Source organism: Marinicella litoralis (assembly GCF_002591915.1).
GTDB classification, from domain to species: domain Bacteria; phylum Pseudomonadota; class Gammaproteobacteria; order Xanthomonadales; family Marinicellaceae; genus Marinicella; species Marinicella litoralis.
In genome coordinates, this window is record NZ_NIHB01000001.1 from 921,814 (window position 1) to 946,686 (window position 24,873).

Annotated in this window: 20 protein-coding genes; 7 read left to right on the plus strand and 13 right to left on the minus strand. The window is 45.4% G+C overall.

All coding sequences use genetic code 11. The features are described 5' to 3' along the window. Positions 1–27: 27 nt before the first annotated feature. From CCS90_RS04115 to CCS90_RS04125, 3 genes are all read right to left on the minus strand, one after another. Positions 28–3,195: an efflux RND transporter permease subunit gene (locus tag CCS90_RS04115; protein ID WP_099018221.1), complete on the minus strand. Its 3,168-nt coding sequence runs from the start codon at positions 3,193–3,195 to the stop codon at positions 28–30. A 10-nt stretch (positions 3,196–3,205) separates the two neighbouring features. Next, complete coding sequence (locus CCS90_RS04120; RefSeq protein ID WP_099018222.1) at positions 3,206–4,204, minus strand: efflux RND transporter periplasmic adaptor subunit; 999 nt, start codon at positions 4,202–4,204, stop codon at positions 3,206–3,208. 135 nt (positions 4,205–4,339) lie between these two features. Continuing rightward, positions 4,340–5,500: a GGDEF domain-containing protein gene (locus tag CCS90_RS04125; RefSeq protein ID WP_099018223.1), complete on the minus strand. Its 1,161-nt coding sequence runs from the start codon at positions 5,498–5,500 to the stop codon at positions 4,340–4,342. A gap of 263 nt (positions 5,501–5,763) precedes the next feature. Here CCS90_RS04125 and CCS90_RS04130 point away from each other — a divergent pair, with 263 nt between their 5' ends. The 3 genes from CCS90_RS04130 to CCS90_RS04140 all read left to right on the plus strand — a co-directional run bounded on the left by CCS90_RS04130 (position 5,764) and on the right by CCS90_RS04140 (position 8,962). Further along, positions 5,764–6,090 carry a cupin domain-containing protein gene (locus tag CCS90_RS04130; protein WP_099018224.1) on the plus strand — a complete coding sequence of 109 codons (327 nt, stop codon included), beginning with the start codon at positions 5,764–5,766 and terminating at the stop codon, positions 6,088–6,090. Between the two features lie 37 nt (positions 6,091–6,127). Beyond that, positions 6,128–7,459, plus strand: coding sequence for an amidohydrolase family protein (locus tag CCS90_RS04135; RefSeq protein ID WP_099018225.1), 1,332 nt, complete (start codon positions 6,128–6,130; stop codon positions 7,457–7,459). A 129-nt stretch (positions 7,460–7,588) separates the two neighbouring features. Next, positions 7,589–8,962, plus strand: a complete 1,374-nt coding sequence (locus CCS90_RS04140) for a hypothetical protein (protein WP_099018226.1) — start codon at positions 7,589–7,591, stop codon at positions 8,960–8,962. Between the two features lie 23 nt (positions 8,963–8,985). Here CCS90_RS04140 and CCS90_RS04145 read toward each other — a convergent pair whose 3' ends face one another. From CCS90_RS04145 to hisG, 9 genes are all read right to left on the minus strand, one after another. Beyond that, positions 8,986–9,849 (minus strand): hypothetical protein, encoded by an 864-nt coding sequence (locus CCS90_RS04145; RefSeq protein ID WP_099018227.1) that lies wholly within the window; start codon positions 9,847–9,849, stop codon positions 8,986–8,988. 304 nt (positions 9,850–10,153) lie between these two features. Continuing rightward, the gene (hisD, locus tag CCS90_RS04150) at positions 10,154–11,200 is read right to left on the minus strand and encodes a histidinol dehydrogenase (RefSeq protein WP_099018228.1); all 1,047 of its coding nucleotides are present in this window, start codon (positions 11,198–11,200) and stop codon (positions 10,154–10,156) included. A gap of 3 nt (positions 11,201–11,203) precedes the next feature. Next, positions 11,204–11,365 carry a hypothetical protein gene (locus CCS90_RS14915; RefSeq protein ID WP_180236490.1) on the minus strand — a complete coding sequence of 54 codons (162 nt, stop codon included), beginning with the start codon at positions 11,363–11,365 and terminating at the stop codon, positions 11,204–11,206. Then, positions 11,355–12,590: a phosphoribosyl-AMP cyclohydrolase gene (gene hisI / locus CCS90_RS04155; RefSeq protein ID WP_099018229.1), complete on the minus strand. Its 1,236-nt coding sequence runs from the start codon at positions 12,588–12,590 to the stop codon at positions 11,355–11,357. The genes CCS90_RS14915 and hisI overlap by 11 nt, the downstream gene beginning before the upstream one ends. Before the next feature lie 137 nt (positions 12,591–12,727). Next, the gene (gene hisF, locus CCS90_RS04160) at positions 12,728–13,516 is read right to left on the minus strand and encodes an imidazole glycerol phosphate synthase subunit HisF (RefSeq protein WP_099018230.1); all 789 of its coding nucleotides are present in this window, start codon (positions 13,514–13,516) and stop codon (positions 12,728–12,730) included. Then, a complete protein-coding gene (gene hisH / locus CCS90_RS04165) occupies positions 13,503–14,138 on the minus strand; it encodes an imidazole glycerol phosphate synthase subunit HisH (protein WP_099018231.1) in 636 nt (211 codons plus the stop codon). Before hisH ends, hisF begins: the two co-directional genes overlap by 14 nt. Before the next feature lie 2 nt (positions 14,139–14,140). Beyond that, the gene (hisB, locus tag CCS90_RS04170) at positions 14,141–14,713 is read right to left on the minus strand and encodes an imidazoleglycerol-phosphate dehydratase HisB (protein ID WP_099018232.1); all 573 of its coding nucleotides are present in this window, start codon (positions 14,711–14,713) and stop codon (positions 14,141–14,143) included. Then, entirely contained in the window at positions 14,710–16,344 is a 1,635-nt protein-coding gene (locus tag CCS90_RS04175; RefSeq protein WP_099018233.1) for an aminotransferase class I/II-fold pyridoxal phosphate-dependent enzyme, read from the minus strand. The genes hisB and CCS90_RS04175 overlap by 4 nt, the downstream gene beginning before the upstream one ends. A 4-nt stretch (positions 16,345–16,348) precedes the next feature. Next, positions 16,349–17,197, minus strand: a complete 849-nt coding sequence (gene hisG / locus CCS90_RS04180; RefSeq protein ID WP_099018234.1) for an ATP phosphoribosyltransferase — start codon at positions 17,195–17,197, stop codon at positions 16,349–16,351. A gap of 444 nt (positions 17,198–17,641) precedes the next feature. Between hisG and CCS90_RS04185 the strand changes: the two genes are divergently transcribed. The 3 genes from CCS90_RS04185 (at position 17,642) to CCS90_RS04195 (ending at position 22,458) form a co-directional block, all read left to right on the plus strand. Next, entirely contained in the window at positions 17,642–19,174 is a 1,533-nt protein-coding gene (locus tag CCS90_RS04185) for an amidase (protein WP_099018235.1), read from the plus strand. 41 nt (positions 19,175–19,215) lie between these two features. Beyond that, positions 19,216–19,668, plus strand: coding sequence for a C40 family peptidase (locus CCS90_RS04190; protein ID WP_099018236.1), 453 nt, complete (start codon positions 19,216–19,218; stop codon positions 19,666–19,668). 228 nt (positions 19,669–19,896) lie between these two features. Further along, positions 19,897–22,458, plus strand: a complete 2,562-nt coding sequence (locus tag CCS90_RS04195; protein WP_099018237.1) for a trypsin-like peptidase domain-containing protein — start codon at positions 19,897–19,899, stop codon at positions 22,456–22,458. Between the two features lie 93 nt (positions 22,459–22,551). On the opposite strand, the gene CCS90_RS04200 is transcribed toward CCS90_RS04195, so the two are convergent. Beyond that, entirely contained in the window at positions 22,552–23,121 is a 570-nt protein-coding gene (locus CCS90_RS04200; RefSeq protein ID WP_162846805.1) for a HutD/Ves family protein, read from the minus strand. Between the two features lie 240 nt (positions 23,122–23,361). Between CCS90_RS04200 and CCS90_RS04205 the strand changes: the two genes are divergently transcribed. After that, entirely contained in the window at positions 23,362–24,807 is a 1,446-nt protein-coding gene (locus CCS90_RS04205) for a cytochrome-c peroxidase (protein WP_211337024.1), read from the plus strand. The last annotated feature ends 66 nt before the right edge of the window (positions 24,808–24,873 follow it).

A 24,873-nucleotide genomic window follows, 5' to 3' on the forward strand; every position in this document is an offset into this window, starting at 1 on the left:
GGTGAAAACAAGTATGATCCACAAGTTTTAATGGTGTTTCATAAACTGTCGGTACAATACCGGGACCATAAACAGGGTCAACAATGATGAGAAGGCCAGTCCGAAAACTATTGACGAAGCCACTGGTCCCCACAGTAAGGATTTGCCCCCCAGGCCTGCGGCCAATGAAAACAGCCCAGCAATGGTTGTGGTGGTGGTCATGATGATTGGTACCACACGCCGGCGGGCAGCATAAATGGTTGCATGTAAGGGTCGCTTACCGTTTTTGATTCGCTCATTGGCGGCATCAATCAGTACTATGGCGCCGTTAACCGCGATTCCTGTCAAAGCAATGATGCCATACAAGGTGTATAAACTCAGGGGGTTGTTGGTGGCGAATAAACCAAACACCACGCCGGTAAAGGCCATCGGTACAGTCACCAATATGAGGAAGGGCTGGAAGTAACTGCGTAACTGAGTGGCCAAAATCAAATAAATCAAGCCCAAACCTAACAGGAACAAGGCACCCATGGCACCCAGGCTTTCATTGACGTCATCCAACTCACCTGAAAAATCCAAGTCGGTGTTGGGGTATTGGTTTTTGATTTGATCCCAAGCCGCCACGATGTCGGCATTGATTGTTGGGGTGTCAGTAAGTTCAGGGTTGATTTCTGCTTCGACTGTGATGGCGCGACGCAGATTATAATGCTTGATGGTACTGCGGCCTTGGCCGGTGGTTTGGGTAAACAAGTGGCCTAGAGTTGTCTGTCCACCGTTGGGCAATGCCACTGGATCATTCATGATTTCATCAATGGCTTGCAGGTTGCGTTTTTTCGCTCGTACTCGCATTTCGACTTTTTCGCCTTCATCGCGCATCAAGGCGACAATTTCACCGTCTAAATGCAAGCGCAATAAGCGCGAAGCGGTGGCTGGATCCAGTCCCAAATTGCGGATGTTTTGATGGTTCAATTCAAGCACCAGTTCTGAGCGGCCGGGAACATCATTGTCAGCCACATCGCGTGAACCTTGTTGTGTTTCAACGATATGTTTCACTGCATCGGCCGCTGCACGCAATTCAACAAAATCGTCACTGCGCACTTTGACACTGACAGGCTTGCCTGCCGGCGGTCCACCCGAAATTTCCAAGAAGGAAACAATGCCATCGCCGGGCGTATTGACCAAGGTCTCGCGCATCGCTTCAACCACGCTTGACACCGAACGCATGTCGCCGGTTTTGGGCATCAAGGAAACTTGAATCTGACCGTATTGATCACCGACCAAGATTTCAATTTCGGTGAACTTAATCCCAGCCAAAGAAGTGATGGCTCGGACTTCATCCGCTTCGACGAATTGTCGCAGGCGTTTTTCGACTTCAATGGTTTGTGCCAAAGTTTGTTCCAAGGGTGTATTGGATGGCATATCTACATTGACATAAAACAACCTGAAAGGATCAAAAGTAAAAAATTCACTGCGGACTTTGCCTGATTGCATGATGTTGATGGCGCCGAAGAAACACAGGATGCCAAACACAATAATGACATAAGGTCTGCGCAACATAAAACACAAAGCTTGGGTGTATTTTGTGCGCAATTTACGGGTCCATCCATGGCGCCAAGACTGCATTCGATTGGAGCCACGGGCCATTATTTTTTTAGTGGGTTTGGTCGCGATGCTGAGGCCTGAAAGGATGTATTTAACGGGGTTAAAGCGGCTGCGAATCTTGATCGGTTTTTGGCGTTGTGTACTTTCTTCACTGCCAATCACATGCGATGGCAAAATCCAAAAAGCTTCAATCAAGCTGATGGCCAAGCCCAGGGTTACCACAAACGGAATGACGAACATGAAGGCACCTAATATGCCAGGCAATAACATCAGAGGCAAAAAAGCGGCCATGGTGGTTAACACCCCCGCGGTCACTGGCGCGCCGACTTCACGCAGTGATTCCAAAGCGGCCGTTAGTGCATCGGCCCCGCGTTGCATGCGGTAAAAAATGGCTTCGACCACCACCACAGCATCATCAACCAACATGCCCAAGACAATCACTATGCCCAATAGTACCGAAACATTTAAGGTGTTGCCGGTCATGTTCAAAATCCACAAAGTACCCGTGATGGAAAACACAATACCCAAGGTCACAAAAAAGGCAATTTTAAAGCCCAAAAACAACCAACAAACAAACAGCACCAAAATCAGTCCCAATCCAGCATTGGTTTGCATGATGGCGAGGGCTGACCGAGTTTGGATGGTTTGGTCATCAGCCAAAATCAGTTGAATGCCCAGGTCAGACACTTGTTTATTTTTTTCATCAATATAAGCATTGATGCGATCAACCAATTGCAAAGTATTGACCATAGACACTTTGGTCACCGCCATTGATACGGCTGGTTTGCCTTGGTAGGCTGCCAGCTGAGAGGCATCTTCTCGACCACGTGCAATGGAAGCAAGACTGTCTAAAGTAACTGCTGAACCACCCACGGCAGGTAATTGAATTTGTGCCACTAAATCAGGATTGTCGGTGGTGCCTGAAACTCGAACCAACCATTCATTGCCGGCCACTTTGGCACTGCCGGCAGACACATCACGAAATGCGCCGCGCACAGTTTCTGCCAGCTGTGCTGCATTCAAACCATGGGCTGCGAGTTGATCAGGATCAAACTCAACATGCAGTTCCGGATCATGTAAACCAGACGGTGTCACTTGATCAACACCTCGCAGGCCCTCTAAATCTTCTTTGACTTTGCGTGCTTGGGAACGCAGCACTTCATCATCGGCTTGGCCGGTAACCACCACCAGTGCAGTTGGAAACCCATTGGATGTAGTCAATTCAATGATTAAAGGATCATCGGCATCATCAGGTAATTCAGCAGAGGCTTTGTTTTGAATTTCACGCCTCAGGTCATTGATTCGTTTGTCAAAGTTTCGTTCACCAATGTCTCTGAATCTTACCAAAATATTGGAAATTGATTCACGCGAAGTGGAATTGGTGAAACTGATGTCTTGGACGTTCTTAATCGAATCCTCTAGTGGAGAAGTGACCAGTTTTTCAACATCTTCGGCAGAAGCTCCAGGTAACACCGTGCTGATGTTAACCCAATAAAAATTAATCTCAGGGTCTTGCTCCCTGGGCATGATGAAGTAAGACATCAAACCCATCGCCACCACCACAGTGAACAGGATATTGACTAATGGGTGGTTGGTCAGCAATCTGGATAACATAGGGATGTCCTCACTTAAGCTTGATGGCTTGACCATCCTGTAAACGTTCTCGCCCGCCAATGATCACTTGCCAATCGGGTGTTACGCTCATCGGCACAGGCCGGCCTTCTTGTGCATTGGGTAAAGGCATGAATTTGGCTTGCTTGTCGTTGACAATAAAAACGCCTAATTGACCTGCCCGTTTAACCACCAAATCGGCAGACAGTAATTGTCCCTTCAAATACCACACCAACTGTCCTGTTTGGCCGACAAGCACTTCAGCCAATGGTTTAAAACGAGCGGTTTGTAATGACGATTGTTGTTCAATCACTGGTGATAATTGGATCAATTCAACGGGGATTTCCTGGTTGTTTTGGCTGAATACAATGCGATCTGCGGTGGCCAATTGACGGCTTAAATGGTTTGGGATATTGGCATGAATTTGTTTGTCAGAAAGTTGGACCAAATGCATGATGGGCGAACCCAATGTCAATAATTGTCCTTGTTGGGCTTGTCGGTTGGTAACCACGCCATCAAAGGGTGCGGTGATTTGCGCTTTATCCAATTGACGCGTGGCAATTTTTTCGGCCACTTTTAAGCGCAACAATTCAGCGCGCAAGACCGCCACATCGGTTTCTCGACCGAGTAAGTCATCGGCGGAAATGTATTGGCTTTGCTTTAATTCATTGGCCCTTTTCAGGCGCAACTCAGCTTGCTGTAATCTGGCTTGTGCCGCCTGACTGTTGGCTTTGGCTTGGTCCAATTGTAAGTTCAAATCAAGGACATCCATGGTCAATAACAAGTCACCTTGTTTAACCTCATCACCGACATCAACATGCAATTCACTGACCACTGCGGTTAATTCAGAGGAAAGTTGGGTGTTGTTCACTGACATGACTTCGGCATTGGCAGTGAGGCGGCGTTCAATCAAGACAGCTGTCAAGGGTTGAGTCGTTACTGGAACGCTCGGCTGCGATTCAGGTTGGGCAGATGCTGACAAGGTGATTATGAATAATAGTAGGTATCGCACGTTAAAAACTCCAGAAACTCAGGTGACATCGAATCTATTTTGATTGAATTGATACAGGACATTTTAAATGATTTGTGCTGGTTTTGGGCTTTTCCTTCTCAATTGGAAACACTTTGACCCACTGGGTTTGGGTTTTTATGCTTTTATTTGTAAACGATTACGTCCTTTTTTCTTGGCTTGATACAAGGCCTCATCAGCCACTTTGATGGTTTGTTGTGCATTGGCTTTGTGAATAGAATCAGTCAAGCCAATCGAGATGGTGACTTGAACGCCCTTGGGTTTTTGATTTTTGCGCCGATTGACCACAAACGGGGTTGCAGCCACATTTTCTATCAAAGCCTGTAAGTGGGTTTTGATTTCATCGGCGCTGTGGTTGCTGAATACCACGGTAAATTCTTCACCGCCATACCGATAGGCCTTACCGCCCCCACTGACTTGGCCAATTTTGGCTGCAATCATGCGCAACACATCATCTCCCACGTCATGTCCATAATTGTCGTTGAATTTTTTGAAGTGATCGATATCTACCATGGCCAAAGCATAAATTCCCAAGCTGCGTTGCAGTCTTTCCTCCAGTGCACGTCGGCCCGGTAAGGCCGTGAGTTCATCCACATATGCCAAATGCCAGGACTTTTGTAAGGCGCTGAATAACAATGTCATAAAACCAGCGACAGCCGTTAAGCTCAATGCCAATGTATTGTGTTTGAAATGGAATGACAACGCCAACACCATCAAGGTGACGATGGCATTGAACGCTTGTCTTTTTTGTTGGATGGTAAAAATTAAAATCAGTACCGCAAAAGCAAACAACAATAAGAGCCAAGTGCTTTGCCCCAATGGTGTCGATTCAAACCAACTGCTGGGTAAAATGTGTGGGTGCAACCAAGCAGCTAACCACGTTGGTTGTCGAACCCATAATCCGTAACTGGTCGCTGCAACCATACCAACCAAGGTATGTGACAACCAAGCGGAATAGGTCATCAAACCTTTTTCCGCCAACACGCCAATTAACACGACCACCAGCAGGATCCCGATGAAGGCGATGTTCATCGCTTGGGCATTCAATAGCAGTGAATGATCAAGCAGCACCCAAGCCAAAAAACAGGCGAGGCTGAAATAAAACAATCCACTTAAGTTGTAATAAAACGCCATCAAAATAACCGCAGTGAACAAGATGTACGGCAACAAGGGCAGGGCTTGTTGTAGTGGCAAAGGTAATTTCGAAAAAAAGAAATAGACCAAAACAGCACCCATGGCAAGCAACAGCGAAGGTAATATGGTTTTAACAGGGTTCAATTTATAATAACTTCAAATAATTTCACAAAGTGTTGTCGATGCCTCTTGAATAGATTGATGCACAATAAAAACAGCCTCCACCAGCTGTTTTTGACGAAAGCCTGTCAGACAACTTTAAACAATGATAAACACAGATTGATGAAAATGCTATGATTACTCTTCCACTCCGATCAGAGGTATGCAATGGAGCCTGAAAATCCTATTAAAAATACAGGTGTTTGTGACAAAGGTTACAGTCGCCATTTATTGCTTCATTCAGTTGAATGAAAAATCGCCTCACCCCAAATGCTGCATTATCAGCGCTAAAAAATCACGACCAAGTCTTTGTTGAACTGTTCAAACATGGCTCACTGGTTGTCGAAATGTATCAACCGGTCAATGTCGATTTACAACAGCCACACAACCGAGATGAGCTGTATGTGGTGGTTTCAGGCTCGGGTTGGTTTGTTAACGGCGCCAGTCGTCATCCCTTTGAAGCCGGTGAAGTGTTGTTTGTTCCTGCTGGCACTGAACATCGATTCGAACAATTCAGTGATGATTTCGCCACGTGGGTTATTTTTTACGGGCCAGAAGGTGGGGAAAACCCATGAATATTTTTGCTAATGAATTAATTAAATGAGGAATGAAATGAAAAAAATAAGTTTAATAATTATCGTGTTGATGTGCCAATTTACGGCGCAGGCAGAGAACGTCAAAGCTTTGGTTGGCGGCATGTTGATTGATGGATTTAAGGACCATCCCATTCAAAACTCTGTGGTCATTATTCGTGACGACAAAATTGTTGCAGTCGGCCAAAAAGGGCAGATAGAGATTCCTCAAGATGCGGAAATCATTTCCACTGAAGGCATGACGGTGCTACCCGGTTTATGGGACATGCACGTGCATTTACAAATCAATGGTCATGCCGACTACAAGCATTGGCACAGCACCTATCCACCCAGGTTTGAAAAGGAAATCATGCCGGCATCGGCCCACCAACTACTGATGGCAGGTGTGACCTCTGCCCGTGATTTGGGTGCACCGCTGGAAACCATCATCAATGTCCGTGACGCCATCAATCGTGGTGACATACCTGGCCCAACCATGTATGTTTCAGGACCTTTTATACAGAAAAAACCATACCCTGGAACTGAGCTGTATCGTTGGGGCGTAGATGGAGCCAAAGACGCACGGGCCAAAGTGAAAAAGTTGGCAGATGCTGGGGTCGATGTGATCAAGTTGATCGATCAAGATCAGATGAGTGAAGCCGAATTGATGGCGGTGGTAGATGAAGCGCATAAAAACAACATCCCAGTGGTGGCCCATGCCCATCGCCCTGAAGAAATTTTGTTGGGATTAAAAGCAGGTGTGGATAATTTTGAACACACTGGTTTATCGACCGCACCTGAATACCCACCAGCCGTGATAGCTGGCTTGCGTGAGCGGGCGGCACAAATGAACATCGGCCCTTTGTTTTGGACGCCGACAGTGGAAGGTTTGTTCAATTATGATTATGTGAAAAACAACACCGAAAAATTAGACAATGACAGTTGGCATTTAGACATGCCACAAGACATCATTGATGACATCAAGGGTTCCATCCAACACCCAGACCAGTTACCGTACTATCAAATCACCAGCAAGCGTAAACCCACTTTGAAACGTAAATTCCAACAATTGATTGATGCCGGTGTGGTGTTGATGGTTGGGACCGACAGTGGCATACCGTTGAAATTCCACAGCCAATCAACTTGGAACGAAATGGATATATGGGTGCGTGAAATGGGTGTGTCACCCATGGACACCATCCGTGGTGCCACCTATTGGCCGTCGGTGATGATGAAAGTGTCTGATCAAGTGGGCACCATCACTCCTGGTAAGTATGCCGACATCATCGCGGTCAAAGGCGATGTGTTGCGTTACATGAATCTGTTGCAACGTGTGGACATGGTATTCAAACACGGTAAGCGAGTTAAGTAGCCCGCCGACCCTATTGGCTTTCCTTTTTATGGGTGGCGGTGGGTTTTGAATCAGTAATTAACATGAAAAAACTGGCGTTATCAGGCCAGTTTTTTCGCATGTATGGGTAAGTAAAATTGGAAAAATCCCATGCGAACTCACTTCTTTGTGCTGTTTTTAATCCTAATAACCCCTGTGCATGCCACTGAACAATGGGTTCATGCTGCCAGCCCCAATCCTTTGACTTACACTGGTTTCGGTGATGCCATCGATGTACTGGACAACTGGATGGTTATTGGTGATCCTGAGAATGATGATCAGGCGATTGATGGCGGTGCGGTTCATGTGTATGAAAATTCACAAGGTCAATGGCAATTGTTTGATACCTTGTATGCAGATGAGGCCGATAATTTTGATGAATTTGGCTCGGCGGTGGCGATTGAACGATTGCATGATACTGGTGAGGTTTGGATCATGGTCAGTGCTTTGGGTGATGACGATACAGGCAGTGACAGGGGGGCGGTGTATGGCTTTCAAATGCTTGAAAATCAGCCCATCACTTATGAAGTCAAATTCACTGGAGATACATTCTCCAGAGACTATGGATCTTCTTTGGCTTTGAATTACGATTATGTCGAGGACATCAGTACCTACTTATGGGTTTTGGTTATTGGCGACAAGTCGGCTGTCCGCTATGTAGACCCAAACAACCCCAACGGTGGCACCCGTGCGACTGGTGATGCCACCATTTATAAAAGGTCAGGTGGTTTACCCTGGGAACAAGAGCCCATTCAAGGCTTGGTTACTTTAGACAACTTAGGCACCAATGATCAATTCGCTGCGTCGGTGGCGACTGATGGGATATATGTGGTGGCAGGAGCCCCGTTTGCTGACAATTCTGCATTGGGTAATGAGGGTGTGGATACGGGTGCGGTTTATGTGTATGTTCGTTCAGGAATCACTCAGACATGGAGCTGCTGCTCCACCATCAGGGCAACACAAACCACCCGTGGTGCGCGCTTTGGTTTCGATGTTGATGTGGCCAAACAATTCAACGACAACGTTTATATCTATGCTGGGGCACCCTTTGAGGAAGACCTGTCCGGTCGACGATTAGGCGCCGCCTATGTCTGGTCAAATGGTAACTTGATTCAAAAGTTTCAGCCCACTGTGATTGTTGGCGGTGCCGGTGAAAATTTTGGCACGTCGGTCTCGGCCAATGGTGATGCCTATTTTGGCACCACTGAATTTTTAGTCGGTGCGCCGTTGAGTGAGGACTATAAAGGACGCATTTATCAATACACTTTTAACCCTGATTATAATGGAAGCAATGATGTGTTTATTGAACGGCAACAAATGGTGGCAGATAATCGCAACCAAATGCCTTGGGACTTGGGGCAATTTGGCAAAAATGTAGTGACTGATGGATTGAATCACGCAGCCAGCAGTGAGTCAACTTACCTGGGTTCACACAAAAGTGTTTATACCAAGGAAGCGCCTATTTTTAAGGATGGATTTGATTGATTGAAATTTAAATCTGACGGTGTTTAATTGGTTTCAAAACCAGCGGTAAAAATCACATCCCATCGGTATGCAGTGACATGGTAAATGGCATTAAGCAGGATTTGAAAATTATTGCCTGTGGTGGCATTGGGTTGGTATTCACCGGGTTGATACACCACCACTTTTGACAACCAATCTGGGCATTGTAAGGTGTAGCCGAGCAGGTGCTGATTGCCATTGTCTGGGTAATTGCTTTCAAACAAGTTTTCAATGTCACAACTTGTGGCGCCCAAATTGAAGTCCATTTGTGGGTAACGTTCATCCGGTGTGTTGTTGAAATACGGGTAATTATTCAAAGCAATGCCATGACTGGGGTTATCGTAAGTGGTGGTGCCGGTATAGTTGATTTGATGGCTGCCTATAAAATGATCACCACCCACGAATATCACATCTTGACCATTGACGGTGTCCCAGGGTACTGCGCCAGTGGCTTCAGACCCAAGCAGGTCTTGTATGGCCTGTTTACCTGTGGTCATGTAGATACCGTGATGAAAGGAAATAACCCCGCCACCGGTCTGTAGAAATTGTTCAACAGCAGAGACAAAAGCCGCTTGGCGGCCGCTGGCATTGTTGCCATTGTTGGGGATGCGATGCGCAAAATAGATCAACACTTCTGGGCGGTTGGCATCACTGCTTGCGAGACTCAACAAAGCCGTAGCTTGTTCAATGTCATTGGTGGCTACCTCAGTGATGGTGTTGGTGTTTAAGGTGGCCGCACTGTTCAAGGCCGAAGACAAATCGCCCGGTTGCATCAAGTCAGCATCGCCTAGACCATGTGGATTGACTTCATCAGATACTATCAACACATCAATTGGATCATGCACGGGCAAAGTCTGTGCTTGGCTCATTGAGTTGAACAACAGAATAATAATAATGACTTGGGTTGATGACTTAAACACAATACAAACATTTTAAATCAAACCATCGAAAAGAACAGGAAATACGTCACATCAATGACATAAATAATCAGCTCAGCTCACTGAATCGACCACCGGCTGGCGATTTGAAAAGTAACTTTTCAAAAGCCAATGCGTTAATAAAAGGACCCTTGACCCATTGTTGTATAGAAATCTTTACTCTCTCTCCTCTTCTTTCTATACGTCAATAGGCCAAAGGCCAAACTTGGTGCCAGATCAGGCAGACACGTTTTACCTACTTCCTGATCTCGGCGCTTTTTTGGTGATAAATCAATCCTTCTGCAGCGGCCAATTTGGCCGAAATATTGGCCAATACACCTCGGCCCGTGTTGTTGATTTTTTGCGTTGATAAGACTTTTAAAAATTGGTGCACACTCAAACCACCTGAAAATTTGGCCGATCCTGCTGTTGGTAAAGTGTGGTTAGGACCTGCACAATAATCGCCAAAGGCCACCGCAGAGTTCTCGCCAATAAACAGCGAACCATAATTGGTGAACAAAGCCGTTTTCATCGACTCATCACAAACCATCAAATGTTCAGGTGCGTAATCATTAATGAATGACAACGATTGTTTTTGGTCATCTGACAACAACAGCACGATGTTGTCATTGGCCAGTAAAGCTTTACCCTTGTCATGATCAGCCAACAAGGTGTAAAGCTTGTCTAACAGTGCGGTTGATTCACTGACCACAAGGCTGATGGCATTGGCGTCATGCTCAGCTTGGGCCAGTGCATCATACATCAACCATTCGGGGTGTTTGATCTGGTTGGCATAGATTAACAATTCACTGGGACCCGCCAAAGTGTCAATTTGGGTGCGGTGTTGTACCTGAGCTTTGGCTTGATTGACGTAGGCATTGCCTGGTCCGACGATCATATTCACGGGTGCTGTTTGTGCAAAACCGTAGGACAAGGCACCAATGGCTTGGGCACCACCAATGTGTAAAAATTGCGTTGCACCGGCCAAACTGGCAGCCGCTAACAAAGCAGGGTGGTCAGATGGCGAACAAGCCACCCTGACCGGACAACCGGCCACCTTGGCTGGGACCAAAGTCATCAAGGCCGTTGAAATCAATGGAAATTGACCGCCAGGTATGTAGGCGCCGATGCGTTCAATCGGTTGATATACAAACCCAAAATCACCCATTTCATCACTGAATTGGTCATTTTTTAAATCTTTGATTTGAAATTGGCAATATTTTTGGATGCGACGATAGGCACTTTTAATCGCATCTTTAAGCCCTTGATCAATGGCATAATCATCAAATGGTAATAAATCAATGTACTAAGCTTGTTGTTGGTCTATTTCTTGGCTGATGGCCTGTACTGCTTGGTCACCATGGACTTTGATTTTGTGCAATATTTTGGCCACCGTGTCTTCAATTTTGCTCTGGTCTTTAAAAGCAGGTCGCTGGTAATCTTTGACCAGACTGTAGTTAACGTTCATTGTTGCGGCTCCGCAAATCGTTGACAATTTCTTGAATACTGACGCCTTTGGCTTTGGCCATCACCAGCGTGAAGAACAACAAATCAGCCGCTTCCCAGCGCACGTGGTTGTGGTCAGTGGCTTCAATCAACTCATCGCATTCTTCTTTCAGTTTTTCTATTTGTAAAGCTTCGCTGGCGAACAATGCTTGGGTGAAAGATTGGCCTTCTGGCGAATTGATTCTGGCTTCAAAGACTTCGTCCAAATAGTCCAAGGAATAATTTTTGGTCTGGCTGGCAAAACAAGAATATCGCTCAAAATGACAGGCGTTGTTTTGCTGTTCAACCAAAAACAACAGGGTGTCGCCATCACAGTCGACATCCACTTGAACCAGTTTTTGGGTGTTGTTGCTGGTTTCACCCTTGGTCCACAGTTGTTGGCGTGAACGTGAAAAATAGCTACCAGTGCGTGTCTTTAGGGCATGTTCCAAAGATGCTTTGGATGAATACGCCATCATCAATACTTTGTGCGTCTTGGCATCTTGCACCACGGTCGGTACCAAGGCGGTTTTATTGAAATCAACCAATGACATAAAGGCTTGGTTCAATGACATGTGGCCTGAGTAGATGGCCATACCAATTTGTGAATTGGCACCCTGGGCATTGATCCATTGCAAATCCTCATAATGGGTGATGCCACCGGCCACCGTCACTGGAATCGGCGATGCCTTGATCACATCGCTGATGCGTGGTTGGTCTATGCCTTGCATCATGCCTTCTTTTTTAACTTGGGTATAAAGAAACTCGCCACAGTTTTCTGCCCAATCCGCAATGATGTCCAAAACTTTCACATCTTGGGTTTTTTGCCACCCGTGGGTAGTCAAATAATCATCTTTGGCATCGATGGCAAAAATCAGTGCTTGGCGCGGTAATTTTTTGACCCAATCTTGACTGGCAGAAGTGCCAAGAATGATCTTGGTGGCGCCGGCTGCCAAATAGCTTTTTGCGGTTGCCAAATCACGTATGCCGCCGCCGACGCGACAGGGCCTTTGACGCAACATTTTTTCAATCAATGTCTGGTTTGAGCCCTTGCCCATGGCGGCGTCCAAATCAATGATTGCCACTTCACCATATAGGGCGAATTGTTCCAACAATTCAAAAACGTCTGTACGTTCAATGATCTTTTTGTCACCTTGTTCCAGTTGAACGGCTTTGCCATCCATAAGGTCGATACTGGGTATTAACATATTTTCTCCGGTGTTTTCATTTGGCAACCACAACAGCGTAATGGGTGTTATCGAATGGAACGTATAAGCTTATATGCTCCCATGTTCCGAGCTCCCATGCCTTGATTTGTCTGCCAGATAAAACCATTATTTTAAGGTTATGTGTTCCTTATTTTGATGTTGTTATTAATTAAAAACGCTTTGATTTGACCAACGGTGTATTCACCGCGGTGAAACAAACCAGCGGCCAAAACCGCATCAGCGCCAGCATGAATCGCATCTAAAAAGTCTTGCGGCCCTTTGGCGCCTCCGGACGCTATCACTTGTACCGGAAAATCTGCACCGAATTGTGCCAGTAAATCGGTGTCGAATCCACTCCCAGTGCCATCTTTGTGCATGGCTGTGAGTAAAATTTCACCCGTGCCACGATCAACCACTTCATCGATCCATTGTTGATACGCTATGGGGACACGTTTTGAACCGCCGTGGGTGTAAATGGCCAGTTCGCCATCAGCTTCCAGATTGACATCAACAGCCACCACAATACTTTGTGAACCATATTGTTTAGAGATTTGATTGATCAATTCTGGTTTTTCCACAGCCATGGTATTCAATGTCACTTTGTCAGCACCCGCGTGGAAAAATTTGTGCACATCATCCAATGTTTTGATGCCGCCGCCTACGGCAAATGGAATCGATAAATGTGTGGCCACTTGATAGACCATGTCTAAAGCGGATTGTTGGCCATCGACAGAGGCTTTGATGTCGAGAAAAACCAATTCATCGGCCCCTTGCTGTTCGTACATTTTGGCCAGTTCAACGGGATCGCCCATATCGATTAATTGTTTGAAATTGGTGCCTTTGACCACCCGCCCATAAGCCACATCCAAACAGGGTATGATGCGTGCGGTTAAATCTGAATTGGAATTTTTGTCATTGACATACATATTGAATCAACTCCTTACCAAAAGCGCCGGATTTTTCAGGGTGAAACTGAAAGCCATATAAATTGCCCCTTTGTACCGAGGCACAGAAAGTTTGGCCATAAGTCACCTTGGCCGTAGCGAAGGGACATTCGGTGACCGCAAACGAATTCACAAAGTAGGCAAATTGGTCTTTCAAGCTCAGTTTATATGAATCCAACTGAGCCCACCCGACCATTGGGGTTTTGGGGTGTGCAAGTTTTTGACAGCGGCCGGGGAACAAGCCCAAACCGACTGCTTCAGGGTCTTCATCACTGCCCTCGAACAACACCTGCATGCCTACACAAACACCGACCAAGCGTTTGCCATTGCGACACCATTCCAATAAAAATTCTCGCCAACCAGAAGCCTCAATCTGCGCCATCACATAAGCAAAACGACCTTGACCCGGCATTACTAAAACATCAATGTCCTTGAGCAAAGCAGGACTGGGTTTTTGCACGGTGCTTAACTCACAACCGGCTGCTTTGATCGCTGTTTGCATGCTCAGTAAGTTACCTGAGTTCAGGTCGATGACACCCACTCTGGTTGCATTGGAGCCTGCATTCACCGGAGCATTCAAGGATGTATTTAAATTGGTGCTCATAATCAAAGCACCCCTTTGGTTGACCGTTCACCTGCCACAGGTTGTAAGGCTTCTTTCAAGGCATATGCCAGTGCTTTAAAAGCACCTTCAACCAAGTGGTGGTTGTTGCGAAAATACTGGTTTTTTAGGTGCAGACAGACCTTACTGTTGATAGCCAAAGTGTAGAAAAAGTGTTCCCACATTTCGGTATTGATGCCACCTAACATCGGTTGAGAGAAAGGCAAGTCAATCACCGCGTAAGGTCGACCACATAAATCAACAGCACACAGGGTCAAGGCTTCATCCATGGGCAACAGTCGTTGTCCATAACGCTGGTTGGGTTTGGCGGCCTGCCATGCTTGGTACAAGGCTTCGCCCAGACAAATGGCCACATCCTCAATGCCATGGTGGTCATCAACTGCCAAGTCAGCGGTGACCTGTAAATCCATGTACCAGCCTGCGTGAGCAGCCAGTTGGTCTAACATGTGATCAAAGAATGGTAGCCCGGTATTTATATTTTTTTCACTGGGGTTGCCATTGATGTCTAATGACAATTCTATTTGAGTTTCTTTGGTGTTTCTGGATACCTTAATCATAGTAAAGTCTCAAGTTGGTTGATGTTTTCAAGGACCACATCGGCCCCCGCTTGGTATAAGTTTTCAGTGGCCGCGGCTGTGTTGGCGCCAATGCCGATACACACACAGCCTGCTTGGGTTCCGGCTTGCATGTCATCGACCGTGTCACCACAAAACCAAGCTCGATCAGCCTGTGTAGCGGACAACACTTTAAACAGGCCTTCTGGATCTGGTTTTTGTGCTTTGACATCATCAGCGCTGATGATGAATTTGGGTTTAATATTCAGTTGTGCAACCCCTTGTTCGGCTTCCTTTCTGGGACGACCGGTGACAATCGCTGTGATTGGCTGACTATTGAACAATTGTTGTTTCAAAGGGTCCAGTAATAAATTTTGTTCTTGCGCTACCAAACCAAGATTCAAATCATCGCCTAAATACAGTTTTTGAAATGTTTCAACCACCGATTCATAAGCCACTTCAACGCCCTGTTGTTTTACCAATTCTGCTGCCAACACCCAGTCATTGTTAAAGCCACCTTTGGCTCTGGTGACTTCAATGTCAGTTTGGTTAACGCTTTGGCCGGTTAAAATGGCTACGGTTTGGATGATGCATTGGTCATAGCTTTTGGAAGTGTCAATCAATACCCCATCCATGTCAAAAGCCAAAACTTCAGGCGCTAAGACCAGCTGCAAGGCTGAGGTCAATGAGGTGATGTTTTCAGGGATGGTTATTCTGATCGCATTGGGTAATCCAGCCAACTCAGTTTTGATTTGGATGCGCCGTTTACGCATCACCGCAGCGAACAATTGTTTTTGCATTGGATTGGTTTCAAACAACAAAAAATTACCTTTGCTGGCAAATGATTTTAGGCCATTATTTGATAGCAATTGCTTCACTGTTTCACGGTTGTTGGCAATGGTTTGACAATAAGCTTTGATTTCATCTTTGGCTTGCCAAGCTGCTACTGCCAGTTGTAAATTGGCTCGAGATACATTGAAGGGCATGGCAATTTTGCGAAATTGTTCGGTCATTTGCGGCGTGCCAAATAGATAACCGATGCGCGCACCAGCCAAGCCGAAGGCTTTGGAAAAGGTGCGTAAGGTGACTAAATTATCATAAGCGGTGTAATCAATGGGTGAATCTTCATTGGCGAATTCCACATAGGCTTCATCCAAGAAAACCCAGGCCCCTTTTTGTTGTGCGGTTTCTATCAAATCAAGCAAAACATCAACAGCCAAATATTCACCAGTGGGATTGTTGGGGCGAGTCAGAACCACCCATTGCCTGGCTGACATGTTGTCTTTTAAGGTTTTGGTATCAATCGATAAATCATCGCAAGCTGGGGTGAAGACGGTATCATTTTGCCACACCCTTTGGTTGTGGGTGTATTGACTGAAGCAGGGTTCTGGTATCAACAAAGCATAACTGTTCAGCTTACTGTGCTTATACAACAATTCAATGCTTTCATCTCCGCCATTACTTAACATCACACTGCCAGGCGTTAAGCCCATGTCGCTGGCCATTTGATTTTCCAATTCGGTGCGATCCGGGTAACGCCACAAGTCTGTGACATTCAACTGAAAGGATTTCAGCCATGCCGGCTGTGAATCTGCCCTTTCATTGAAATCGAGTTTAAGGCTGGTGTTTTTCATTGTGTTAAATCACTTTCCTGATGGGTAATTCAAGGATGTCGGTGGCACCGGCTTGCTTCAATTTAGGGATTAAATCCTTGGCCGCCACTTTGGGAATTGCGGCCCTCACAGAATACGCATCTGAATTAAATAATTGACTGACGGTGGGTGAGCGCATGGCTGGTAACAAGGCCACAATTTTTTCGATGTGTTCACTCAAACAATTCATTTCCAACAACACGCGATTTCTGGCATTCATCACCCCATTGATTAACAACAACATGTCATCAATGACGGCTTTCTTCGCCGGATCTTGCAAAGCGGCTTTGTTGGCAAAAAATTGTGTGGCACTTTCATACACCACATCGCAAATTTTTAAACGATTGGCTTTGATGGTGCTGCCGGTACTGGTGTTGTCGATCACCATGTCAGCATCTTCGGGAGGAAAAACTTCGGTGGCTCCATAAGAGCGGATCAAAGTGGCGTCAAATCCATTGTTTTGCAAAAACTGTTCCGCCAAATTCATGTATTCAGTGGCCACAATGATTTTTCGTTGTTTCAATGATTCATAATCCCAGTCCTCAGGAATACAGGCCACAATTTGTACTGGGTTAAAGCCCAAGGGTTTAATCACTTCTACCTCAGCGCCTTGTTCGGCAATCCAATCTAACCCAGAAAACCCTATGTCGTGCTGTCCCAGCTCCACCAATGATGGGATGTTTTGTCCTTTAAGTAATTTGATTTCAAACCGTTCATCTGAACATGTGGGGCGGTAATTTCTTTCATCTCCCATGATGTCAATACCAATGTCTGACAGCAATTTAACGATTTCTATTTGTAATTTCCCTTTGGGAATGGCCATTTTGATTTTCATGTTATTTTCTCTGTTATATTTGTTCGGTTCAGGCCGGTTATTTGGCCAAAAAAAACCCCGTATTATTGACGGGGCTCAGTGAATTAAATGCGAATATCAGCGGCGCCGTCAGTGATTAGATAAGTGATGGTGGTGTGCTGTAGTGATTCGATTGTTCATTGATTTATATTATGTCAGTTATTTAAGTCCAAAAAAAAGCCCCGTTTGGTAAAACGGGGCTTTAAAGAATGCTTTTTCTTATGGCACTATGCCACCCCGTTGTCAGTTAACGAATGGTGATGGACATGTGCAAATCTTGTGATCATGGTTCGCATGTTAGAGAGTATCGAATTTTTTGTCAATGGATTTTAAAAAGTTTTTAGCAAAACTTTAAAATTCAATACAATTGTTTTTAATCACCCTGAAAGGTATATTCAATGAACCACTTAACATTGCAGGTGCATTATGACTGATAAGTCTATCGGGTTTTTTATTTTGTTGTCAGCGGTGACTGCTGTTGTGGCTGAACCGATTCATGAAGCGGGTGTTTTGTCATTACAAAAATTGATGAACTCTGGTGAGTTGACCGCAGCGCAGTTAACCCAACATCATTTGGAGCGGATTCAACGACTTGAACCCAAACTGAATGCCATCATCAGCCTTAATCCAGATGCGCTTAAAGACGCCAGACATTCCGATGTACTCAGAAAGCGCGGTGAAATCAAAGGACCCTTACATGGCATTCCAGTTTTATTGAAAGACAACATAGAAACAACAGGTGCTGTGGCCACCACCGCAGGGGCATTGGCCTTAAAGCACAACATAACCAACCGCGATGCCAGCTTGGTGAAGAACCTCAAAGCAGCCGGAGCGATTATATTGGGTAAAACCAACTTAAGTGAATGGGCTAATTTCCGTTCGGAACGATCATCCAGTGGATGGAGTGCAATCGGCGGACAAACCAACAACCCCTACGACTTTGCCAGAAACCCTTGTGGTTCAAGTGCCGGATCAGCCGTTGCTGCCGCTGCGGGGTTGGCGACCTTAACTGTAGGTACCGAAACCAATGGCTCTATTGTTTGTCCAGCCAGTGCCAACGGTGTGGTGGGTTTGAAACCGACCTTGGGTTTGGTCAGCAGAACTGGTGTGGTGCCCTTGGCGCACAGTCAGGATACTGCTGGACCCATCACCCGTTCGGTCAGTGATGCTGCCATGCTGCTGACAGCCATGCAGGGCCATGATGTCAATGATGCGATCACACTGGACGCTAGAGCACATCAACAACGGGATTATTCAAAGGCATTGCAAATCGATGGCATCAATGGCAAACGCATCGGCATTTTGCGCAGTTCCAAAGGCTTTCACAGTGAAGTGAATCAACATTTCGAATTGGCCATTAAAGAGTTCGAGGCGGCCGGTGCCACCATGGTTGATGACCTCAGCTGGCAGCCACCCAAGGGGTTTTGGGACGCCAGCTATGAGGTGTTGTTATTTGAATTTAAACATGATCTGAATCAATATTTAGCCAACTTACCCAATGCATTATCAAACTTGACTTTGATCAACATCATTGCCGACAATGTCAACAATAAAGCCGTTTCAATGCCATGGTTTGAGCAAGAAATATTGGTCAAAGCACAAGCCAAAAGTGACTTAAGCAGTGATGAATACAAAGCGGCATTGGACTTGGTTCAACAAGCGACCCGAGCCAACGGGTTGGATGCTTTGATCAATGAACATCAACTTGATGCCATCATTGCTCCCACAGGGGACCCGGCATGGACCACTGATTTAATCAACGGTGATCATTTCGGTGGCAGTTCTTCATCATTGGCGGCGATTTCTGGGTATCCGAACATCACTGTGCCGATGGGAAATGTTCACGGCTTACCAGTGGGTCTATCGATATTTTCAAAGGCCTATCAAGAGCCCACCCTGATCGCCATTGCATATGCCTATGAACAAAGAACCCAACACAGAAAGCCGCCTTTGGATTGACCTTTGCTGCCATCCAATGAAATAAATGTATAATATTTAGCATGAGAATTTATTTCTTGGTGTTGATTTTGCTGTGCCTTTATGGCTGCCAACATACTGTGGATTCAATAGATGAATCGACTGTCTTAAACAAATTGTATGAACGTCATGAGCAGTGGCAGGGTGTGCCTTATCAACTCGGTGGCATGAGCCAACAAGGCATTGATTGTTCAGGGTTTGTGGCTTTGACGTTTGCCGAAATGTTTGATCTTAATTTACCCAGAACGACCCATCTACAGTCACAAATAAAAGGACAAATCCCTTTGGACATGATTCAAGCGGGTGATTTGTTGTTTTTTAAAATCCCGCAACAAAAAAAATATTATCACGTGGGCATTTACCTGGAAGCCGGACTTTTCCTGCATGCCTCAACGTTAAAAGGGGTGATGATCTCCGATTTAAAAACCGATTACTGGCAACATAGTTTTTGGCAAGCCACCAGGGTACTTGATTAAATTATTTAGGCGATGTTGGTTTAAATGAGCATGGAATGCTGTTTGCTTCCTTACCTAGACTTGGTTTTTTTAATATTTTAAACGTTTACGCTTTATAAACCACATTTTTCAAGTTATCCTTATGAGTCAAGGAAGGTCAGAGGAGAGGAGCTGTTCACATAACCACGATTATGCTGGCGAAGCTGTTCAAAAATTTGGAACCATTAAATATTATCGGGGTTATCCTAAATGAGTAAAAAACTATTAATTATCTTACTGTTGATTTTATCAACAAGCAGTTTTGGTCAATTTGAAGTGTTGTCACAAAGCGAACATTCGGTTTCTTGGTTGGATGAATTGCAATTCAAACCTAAGAAAACAATCAAATCACAAAGTCTGGCATCCAATGAGGCCAGTATTGTTGGTGAATACATCAAGCAAGCTTACAGTTCACCATCACCTTATCTGGGGAATAACACCAGCAGCACACAGTTGGTTTGGACTGATGTGATTCATTATGCCAGTGGTACTTATATTTCACCCTATTTCAGTATGATGGATTTGGGCCCTGATGATTATGTGGTTTTGCGCTCTCCGGACAATTCAAGAAAATGGGTGTATCGTGATCAAGGCATTAATGGTCAAGGCACTAAAAGTGGATTTTGGGGCATTCCCATTCATGGCAACACGGCCATAGTTGAACTCTATGTCAATTCAGCCACTGGTGGTAAAGGTTATCAAATCAGCGAATTTGCCAGGGGTTATACCCGCGCTGAAATGGGCTTTGATGGGGAATCAATATGTACCACGGATGACACACAAGAAGCCAAGTGTTATATGAATTCAGAACCTGAAGTTTATGAAAAAGCACGGGCAGTGGTCAGAATCTTATCCAATGGTAACGCCCATTGTACCGGCTGGTTGGTTGGAGATGAAGGCCATATTTTGACCAACGAGCATTGCGTCACTGACCAGTCTTCGGCCAACAACCTGACTTTAGAATTGATGGCTGAAGGGGCTGATTGTGCGACAAACTGTAGTTCGGCATTGGGTTGTCCAGGTATTGTTGAAGCCACCGGGCCAACATTCATCACGGACAGTGGTCCTTTGGATTATGCCTTGTTGATGCCTACCAATACGGTGAATGATTTACCAACAACTTATGGCTTCATGCAATTGCGTGCAACAGGTGCGGTTTTGAATGAACAAATTTATATCCCACAACATCCTGCCGGTTGGGGCAAAAGGGTGGCTTTCAGTTCAAGTTATCCAGATGATGTGAACAACAACAACGGCTTAGGTACGGCCAACAGCATCAGTGAAGCAGGCTGTAGTGGGCCTGAACCTGATGTGGGTTATTGGCTAGACACCCAAGGTGGTTCATCGGGTTCGCCAGTCTTGGGTTACAGTGATCACAAAATCGTTGCTTTACACCATTGTCGTGGCAGTGCTTCATGTACCACAGGTAATTCAGGGTCAGATGACCCCAATCGTGGCGTTCCAATTCAGGCCATTATCGCTGATTTAGGAGCAAACTTACCCAATGGTGCAGTTTGTGATTCGCCCGATGCGCCGACCAACGTCAACGCTGTTGCCAATGGCGATAACCAAATTGATGTCAGCTGGTCCTCACCTGGTGCAGGTTCATTTTTATACGATGTCTACCGTGCGGTTGGCAACTGCTCTTCCACAACTTATGAAAAAATAGCCACTGGTGTCAGCGGTACCACTTATGTAGATACCGATGTATCAGGGACTTCAGAATATGCTTACAAAGTGAAAACATATGACACGGTCGAAGCATGTACTTCGGTTTTTTCATCATGTGATACAGCTACAGCGACGGGTATATGTACCTTGGCTCCGACTTTTTCAGGGGTAGAGCAAGTGGTTAATCAAAAGCAAAACACTTGTGCGGTTCAAGTTGATTGGTCGCAATCGGTAAATAATTGTGGGGATGATGTGGTTTATAACGTATACCGCTCACCCTTAGAAGAATTTACCCCCTCAGCAAATAACTTGGTTTCTTCTTGTGAAACCGGCACTACCTTTACAGACACTGGCATGGTATATGGTCAGGATTTTTACTACAGTGTTCAAGCAGAGGACAACAGCAACAATGGATCTGGTATGTGTTCAGCGGGTAATGAAACCAGTAACTTGATTAATATGGGGGTTGTTGCCACAGGTCCAGACAATGTTGCTTTCAGTGATGACATTGACTCAGGCACTGGAAATTGGTCTACCCAAGCTGGCACCGCTGACAGCGGGACTTCTGCTTGGGAAATCAATACAACCACAGTTAATTCAGCACCCAATTCTTGGTTTGTTTCAGATGAACCAACCACCAAAGATCAGTTATTGATCTTAGATGAAATCATCAATGTTAGTTCAGCTGGATTGGAACTCAGGTTCAATCATAATTTCAATACCGAAGCCACATGGGACGGCGGGGTATTGGAATACACCACGGATGGTGGTGTCACGTGGTTTGATATTTTGGCAGGCGATGGCGGCAGTGTTGCAGCCAACCCTGATCGAATTATCCAAAACGGCTACCCCAGTGCACTGCGAGGTGGTCCAGCCACTGGCCGCGATGCGTGGAGTGGCACCAGCAGCGGTTGGCAACAGGTTGTTGTTTCACTCAGTGATTTTGTTGGTGAAACGGTGCAATTCAGGTGGCGGATGTCTTGTGATGGTTCTGTTTCTGGTGAAGGTTGGTATATTGATGATGTTTCAGTGGTAGAACCTACCCAATGTGACTTCAATGACCTGATTTATGCCGATGGATTCGGCCCCACTCCTGATTAATGAATATTAATGCGCGTACATTGTTGAATGGATGTACGCGTGCTTGTTCCATTGTGATGAATCACGCCATAGCTATGGCGTGATTTTTTTTGTTCAATCGAATGGTTTCAAATCAATCACGAGAAACCCAGCACCCACAACATTAACTTGAACAGCGCACGCTTCAATTTGTAACAGATGGCCAGCAGGCAGGCATAAACTGTGCTGATTGATTTGCACTTTTAGCGATTGATAGGCCGCATACACAAAGACCAAGTCACCGCAATGAATATCAAGATTTTGTCGTTGTGAGTAAGTTTTGATTTGAGCAGAACATGTTTGTTGATTGGTCATCACATTGAAACCTTCAATTGGTCGCTTATGCAACTCTCCCAAGGTTTGATAGGAGCCATCGAAAGCAGCGATTGACAGCGGTGAACGCAAATCATCGAAGTGTCGTTGATTGTGAGTCAGTTTGATGCCGTTGCCTCGCAATAAAATCAATTGTCGGTCATAGCCGCTGAAATCTGAAAACACACCATCTTTATTTACGCTGGCAATGCTCAATCGCCAGTCAAAATTTTGTAAAGTTCCACCCGGGCTGATGGCCAATTCTGTGGTGTTGCCTGAGCCATTTTTCCAAGGGATGGTTTTGTATTGATCAGGAGTGATGATTTTAAACATGATGACATTTAACCGGCTGTGCAGGCTGTTGTCAATTATTGTCAGTTCCATTCAAAATGTAGATTTTTAGAAGCATTTAAAAATAATTATCGCGTTGGGTATTAACCCTGCTGTCAAGCTGATTTATTTTTCATTGATATTGAGAGTGAATTTATAGAAAATTATCACCCAATACATTTCTGGTATGGTTTTTGATGGCCATGTTGGGGTAACCGTTTAAATTTCGAAATAGGGGAAACGATGAAAATCAAAAAATCGGTCGTTACAATCGTGATGGCATTATCAATGTTCACTACACAATCTCAAGCACAAAACAATTTCTTTCAACAAATGCTGCAAGAAATCATTGATATCATCAATGCATCTGAATATCAGGTACCAACGATGAACACCTTTGCTCAACTTCCAGAGCCCTTAACTGATGCTGACTTTCATCTGTACAGCGATGAAAAAGTGCAACTGGGTAACATATTGTTTTATGACAAAATACTCAGTGGCAACATGAATGATTCTTGTGCCACCTGCCACCATGGCATGGCTGCAACAGGTGATGGTTTGTCATTATCGATAGGTGAAGGGGGATCAGGCTTAGGGGTTTCGCGTGATACCGGTTATGAAAACGACGCAGTGCACGAGCGAGTGCCACGAAATGCCCCACATGTTTTCAATGCTGGAGCCAAGGAAATGACGGTGATGTTTCACGACGGTCGGGTCTTTGCAGATGCCAGCCAACCCAGTGGTTTTTCCAGTCCCGCAGGCGCTGACTTGCCTATGGGCTTAGACAACACTTTAGCTGCTCAAGCGATGTTTCCAGTGACTTCAGGCACAGAAATGGCAGGTCAGGCCGGAGAAAATGAAGTGGCAGATCAAGCGGCAGTGGGTCGCTTGGCCGGTGTCGGTGGCGTCTGGGACTTGTTGTCTAAAAGGATACAAAACATCCCCGAATATGTGACTTTGTTCCAAGCCGCTTTTGAAGATGTCAATCAAGCATCGGACATCACTTATGTACACATTGCCAATGCCTTGGCTGCCTTTGAGGCAGTGGTTTGGCGTGCAGACAATTCTCCGTTTGATCAATACTTACGTGGCGACAAAGGTGCCATGAGTCCCAATCAAATAGCTGGGATGAATTTGTTTTATGGTGATGCAGGTTGTGCAGATTGCCACTCTGGCAAGTTGTTGGGTCCGGCCGACAGTTTTAAATCCATCGGCATGATTCAGTTTGGACCGGGTAAAGGAGACAACCTGGATGGATACAATGATGGTCAAGATGATTTTGGTCGTGAACGTGTCACCGGTGATGTAGCCGACCGATTTAAATTCAGGGTGCTTTCAGCTCGAAATGTTTTGTTAACCGGCCCCTGGGGCCATACCGGTGCATATGATAATTTGGAAGACTTGATTAAACATCATTTAGACCCGGTTGAAGCCACTTTAAATTATGATCGTTCACAAGCAAAATTGCCCATTCGTGATGATTTAGATGCCATTGATTTTACGGTTTTGGATGATGACAACAGAACCGCACAAATCTTGGCCAGCAGTGAGCTTACACCGCGCAACTTAAACGCCACTCAAATTGCCCGCTTGATTGATTTTCTTGATGCGGCGACAGACCGTCGCAGCGTTAACCTAAGAAATGAGGTGCCTCGTCGGGTTCCCAGTGGACTGCCCGTTTTTGATTGATCAATGGCCTTCATCAAGAGGTGAGTTTTTCACCTCTTGATGATTGGTTTATCTGTGCCAAAAGTC

Bases quoted from the DNA above. Each gene is read 5' to 3' on its own strand.
- CCS90_RS04140 (WP_099018226.1), top strand. From the start codon at position 7,589: ATGCGAACTCACTTCTTTGTGCTGTTTTTAATCCTAATAACCCCTGTG.
- CCS90_RS14915 (WP_180236490.1), bottom strand. From the start codon at position 11,365: ATGAACGTTAACTACAGTCTGGTCAAAGATTACCAGCGACCTGCTTTT.
- CCS90_RS04200 (WP_162846805.1), bottom strand. From the start codon at position 23,121: ATGTTTAAAATCATCACTCCTGATCAATACAAAACCATCCCTTGGAAA.
- CCS90_RS04135 (WP_099018225.1), top strand. From the start codon at position 6,128: ATGAAAAAAATAAGTTTAATAATTATCGTGTTGATGTGCCAATTTACG.
- CCS90_RS04115 (WP_099018221.1), bottom strand. From the start codon at position 3,195: ATGTTATCCAGATTGCTGACCAACCACCCATTAGTCAATATCCTGTTC.
- hisG (WP_099018234.1), bottom strand. From the start codon at position 17,197: ATGAAAATCAAAATGGCCATTCCCAAAGGGAAATTACAAATAGAAATC.
- CCS90_RS04145 (WP_099018227.1), bottom strand. From the start codon at position 9,849: ATGAGCCAAGCACAGACTTTGCCCGTGCATGATCCAATTGATGTGTTG.
- CCS90_RS04185 (WP_099018235.1), top strand. From the start codon at position 17,642: ATGACTGATAAGTCTATCGGGTTTTTTATTTTGTTGTCAGCGGTGACT.
- CCS90_RS04205 (WP_211337024.1), top strand. From the start codon at position 23,362: ATGAAAATCAAAAAATCGGTCGTTACAATCGTGATGGCATTATCAATG.
- CCS90_RS04195 (WP_099018237.1), top strand. From the start codon at position 19,897: ATGAGTAAAAAACTATTAATTATCTTACTGTTGATTTTATCAACAAGC.
- CCS90_RS04130 (WP_099018224.1), top strand. From the start codon at position 5,764: ATGAAAAATCGCCTCACCCCAAATGCTGCATTATCAGCGCTAAAAAAT.
- hisI (WP_099018229.1), bottom strand. From the start codon at position 12,590: ATGTTAATACCCAGTATCGACCTTATGGATGGCAAAGCCGTTCAACTG.
- hisF (WP_099018230.1), bottom strand. From the start codon at position 13,516: ATGTATGTCAATGACAAAAATTCCAATTCAGATTTAACCGCACGCATC.
- CCS90_RS04190 (WP_099018236.1), top strand. From the start codon at position 19,216: ATGAGAATTTATTTCTTGGTGTTGATTTTGCTGTGCCTTTATGGCTGC.
- hisH (WP_099018231.1), bottom strand. From the start codon at position 14,138: ATGAGCACCAATTTAAATACATCCTTGAATGCTCCGGTGAATGCAGGC.
- CCS90_RS04175 (WP_099018233.1), bottom strand. From the start codon at position 16,344: ATGAAAAACACCAGCCTTAAACTCGATTTCAATGAAAGGGCAGATTCA.
- hisB (WP_099018232.1), bottom strand. From the start codon at position 14,713: ATGATTAAGGTATCCAGAAACACCAAAGAAACTCAAATAGAATTGTCA.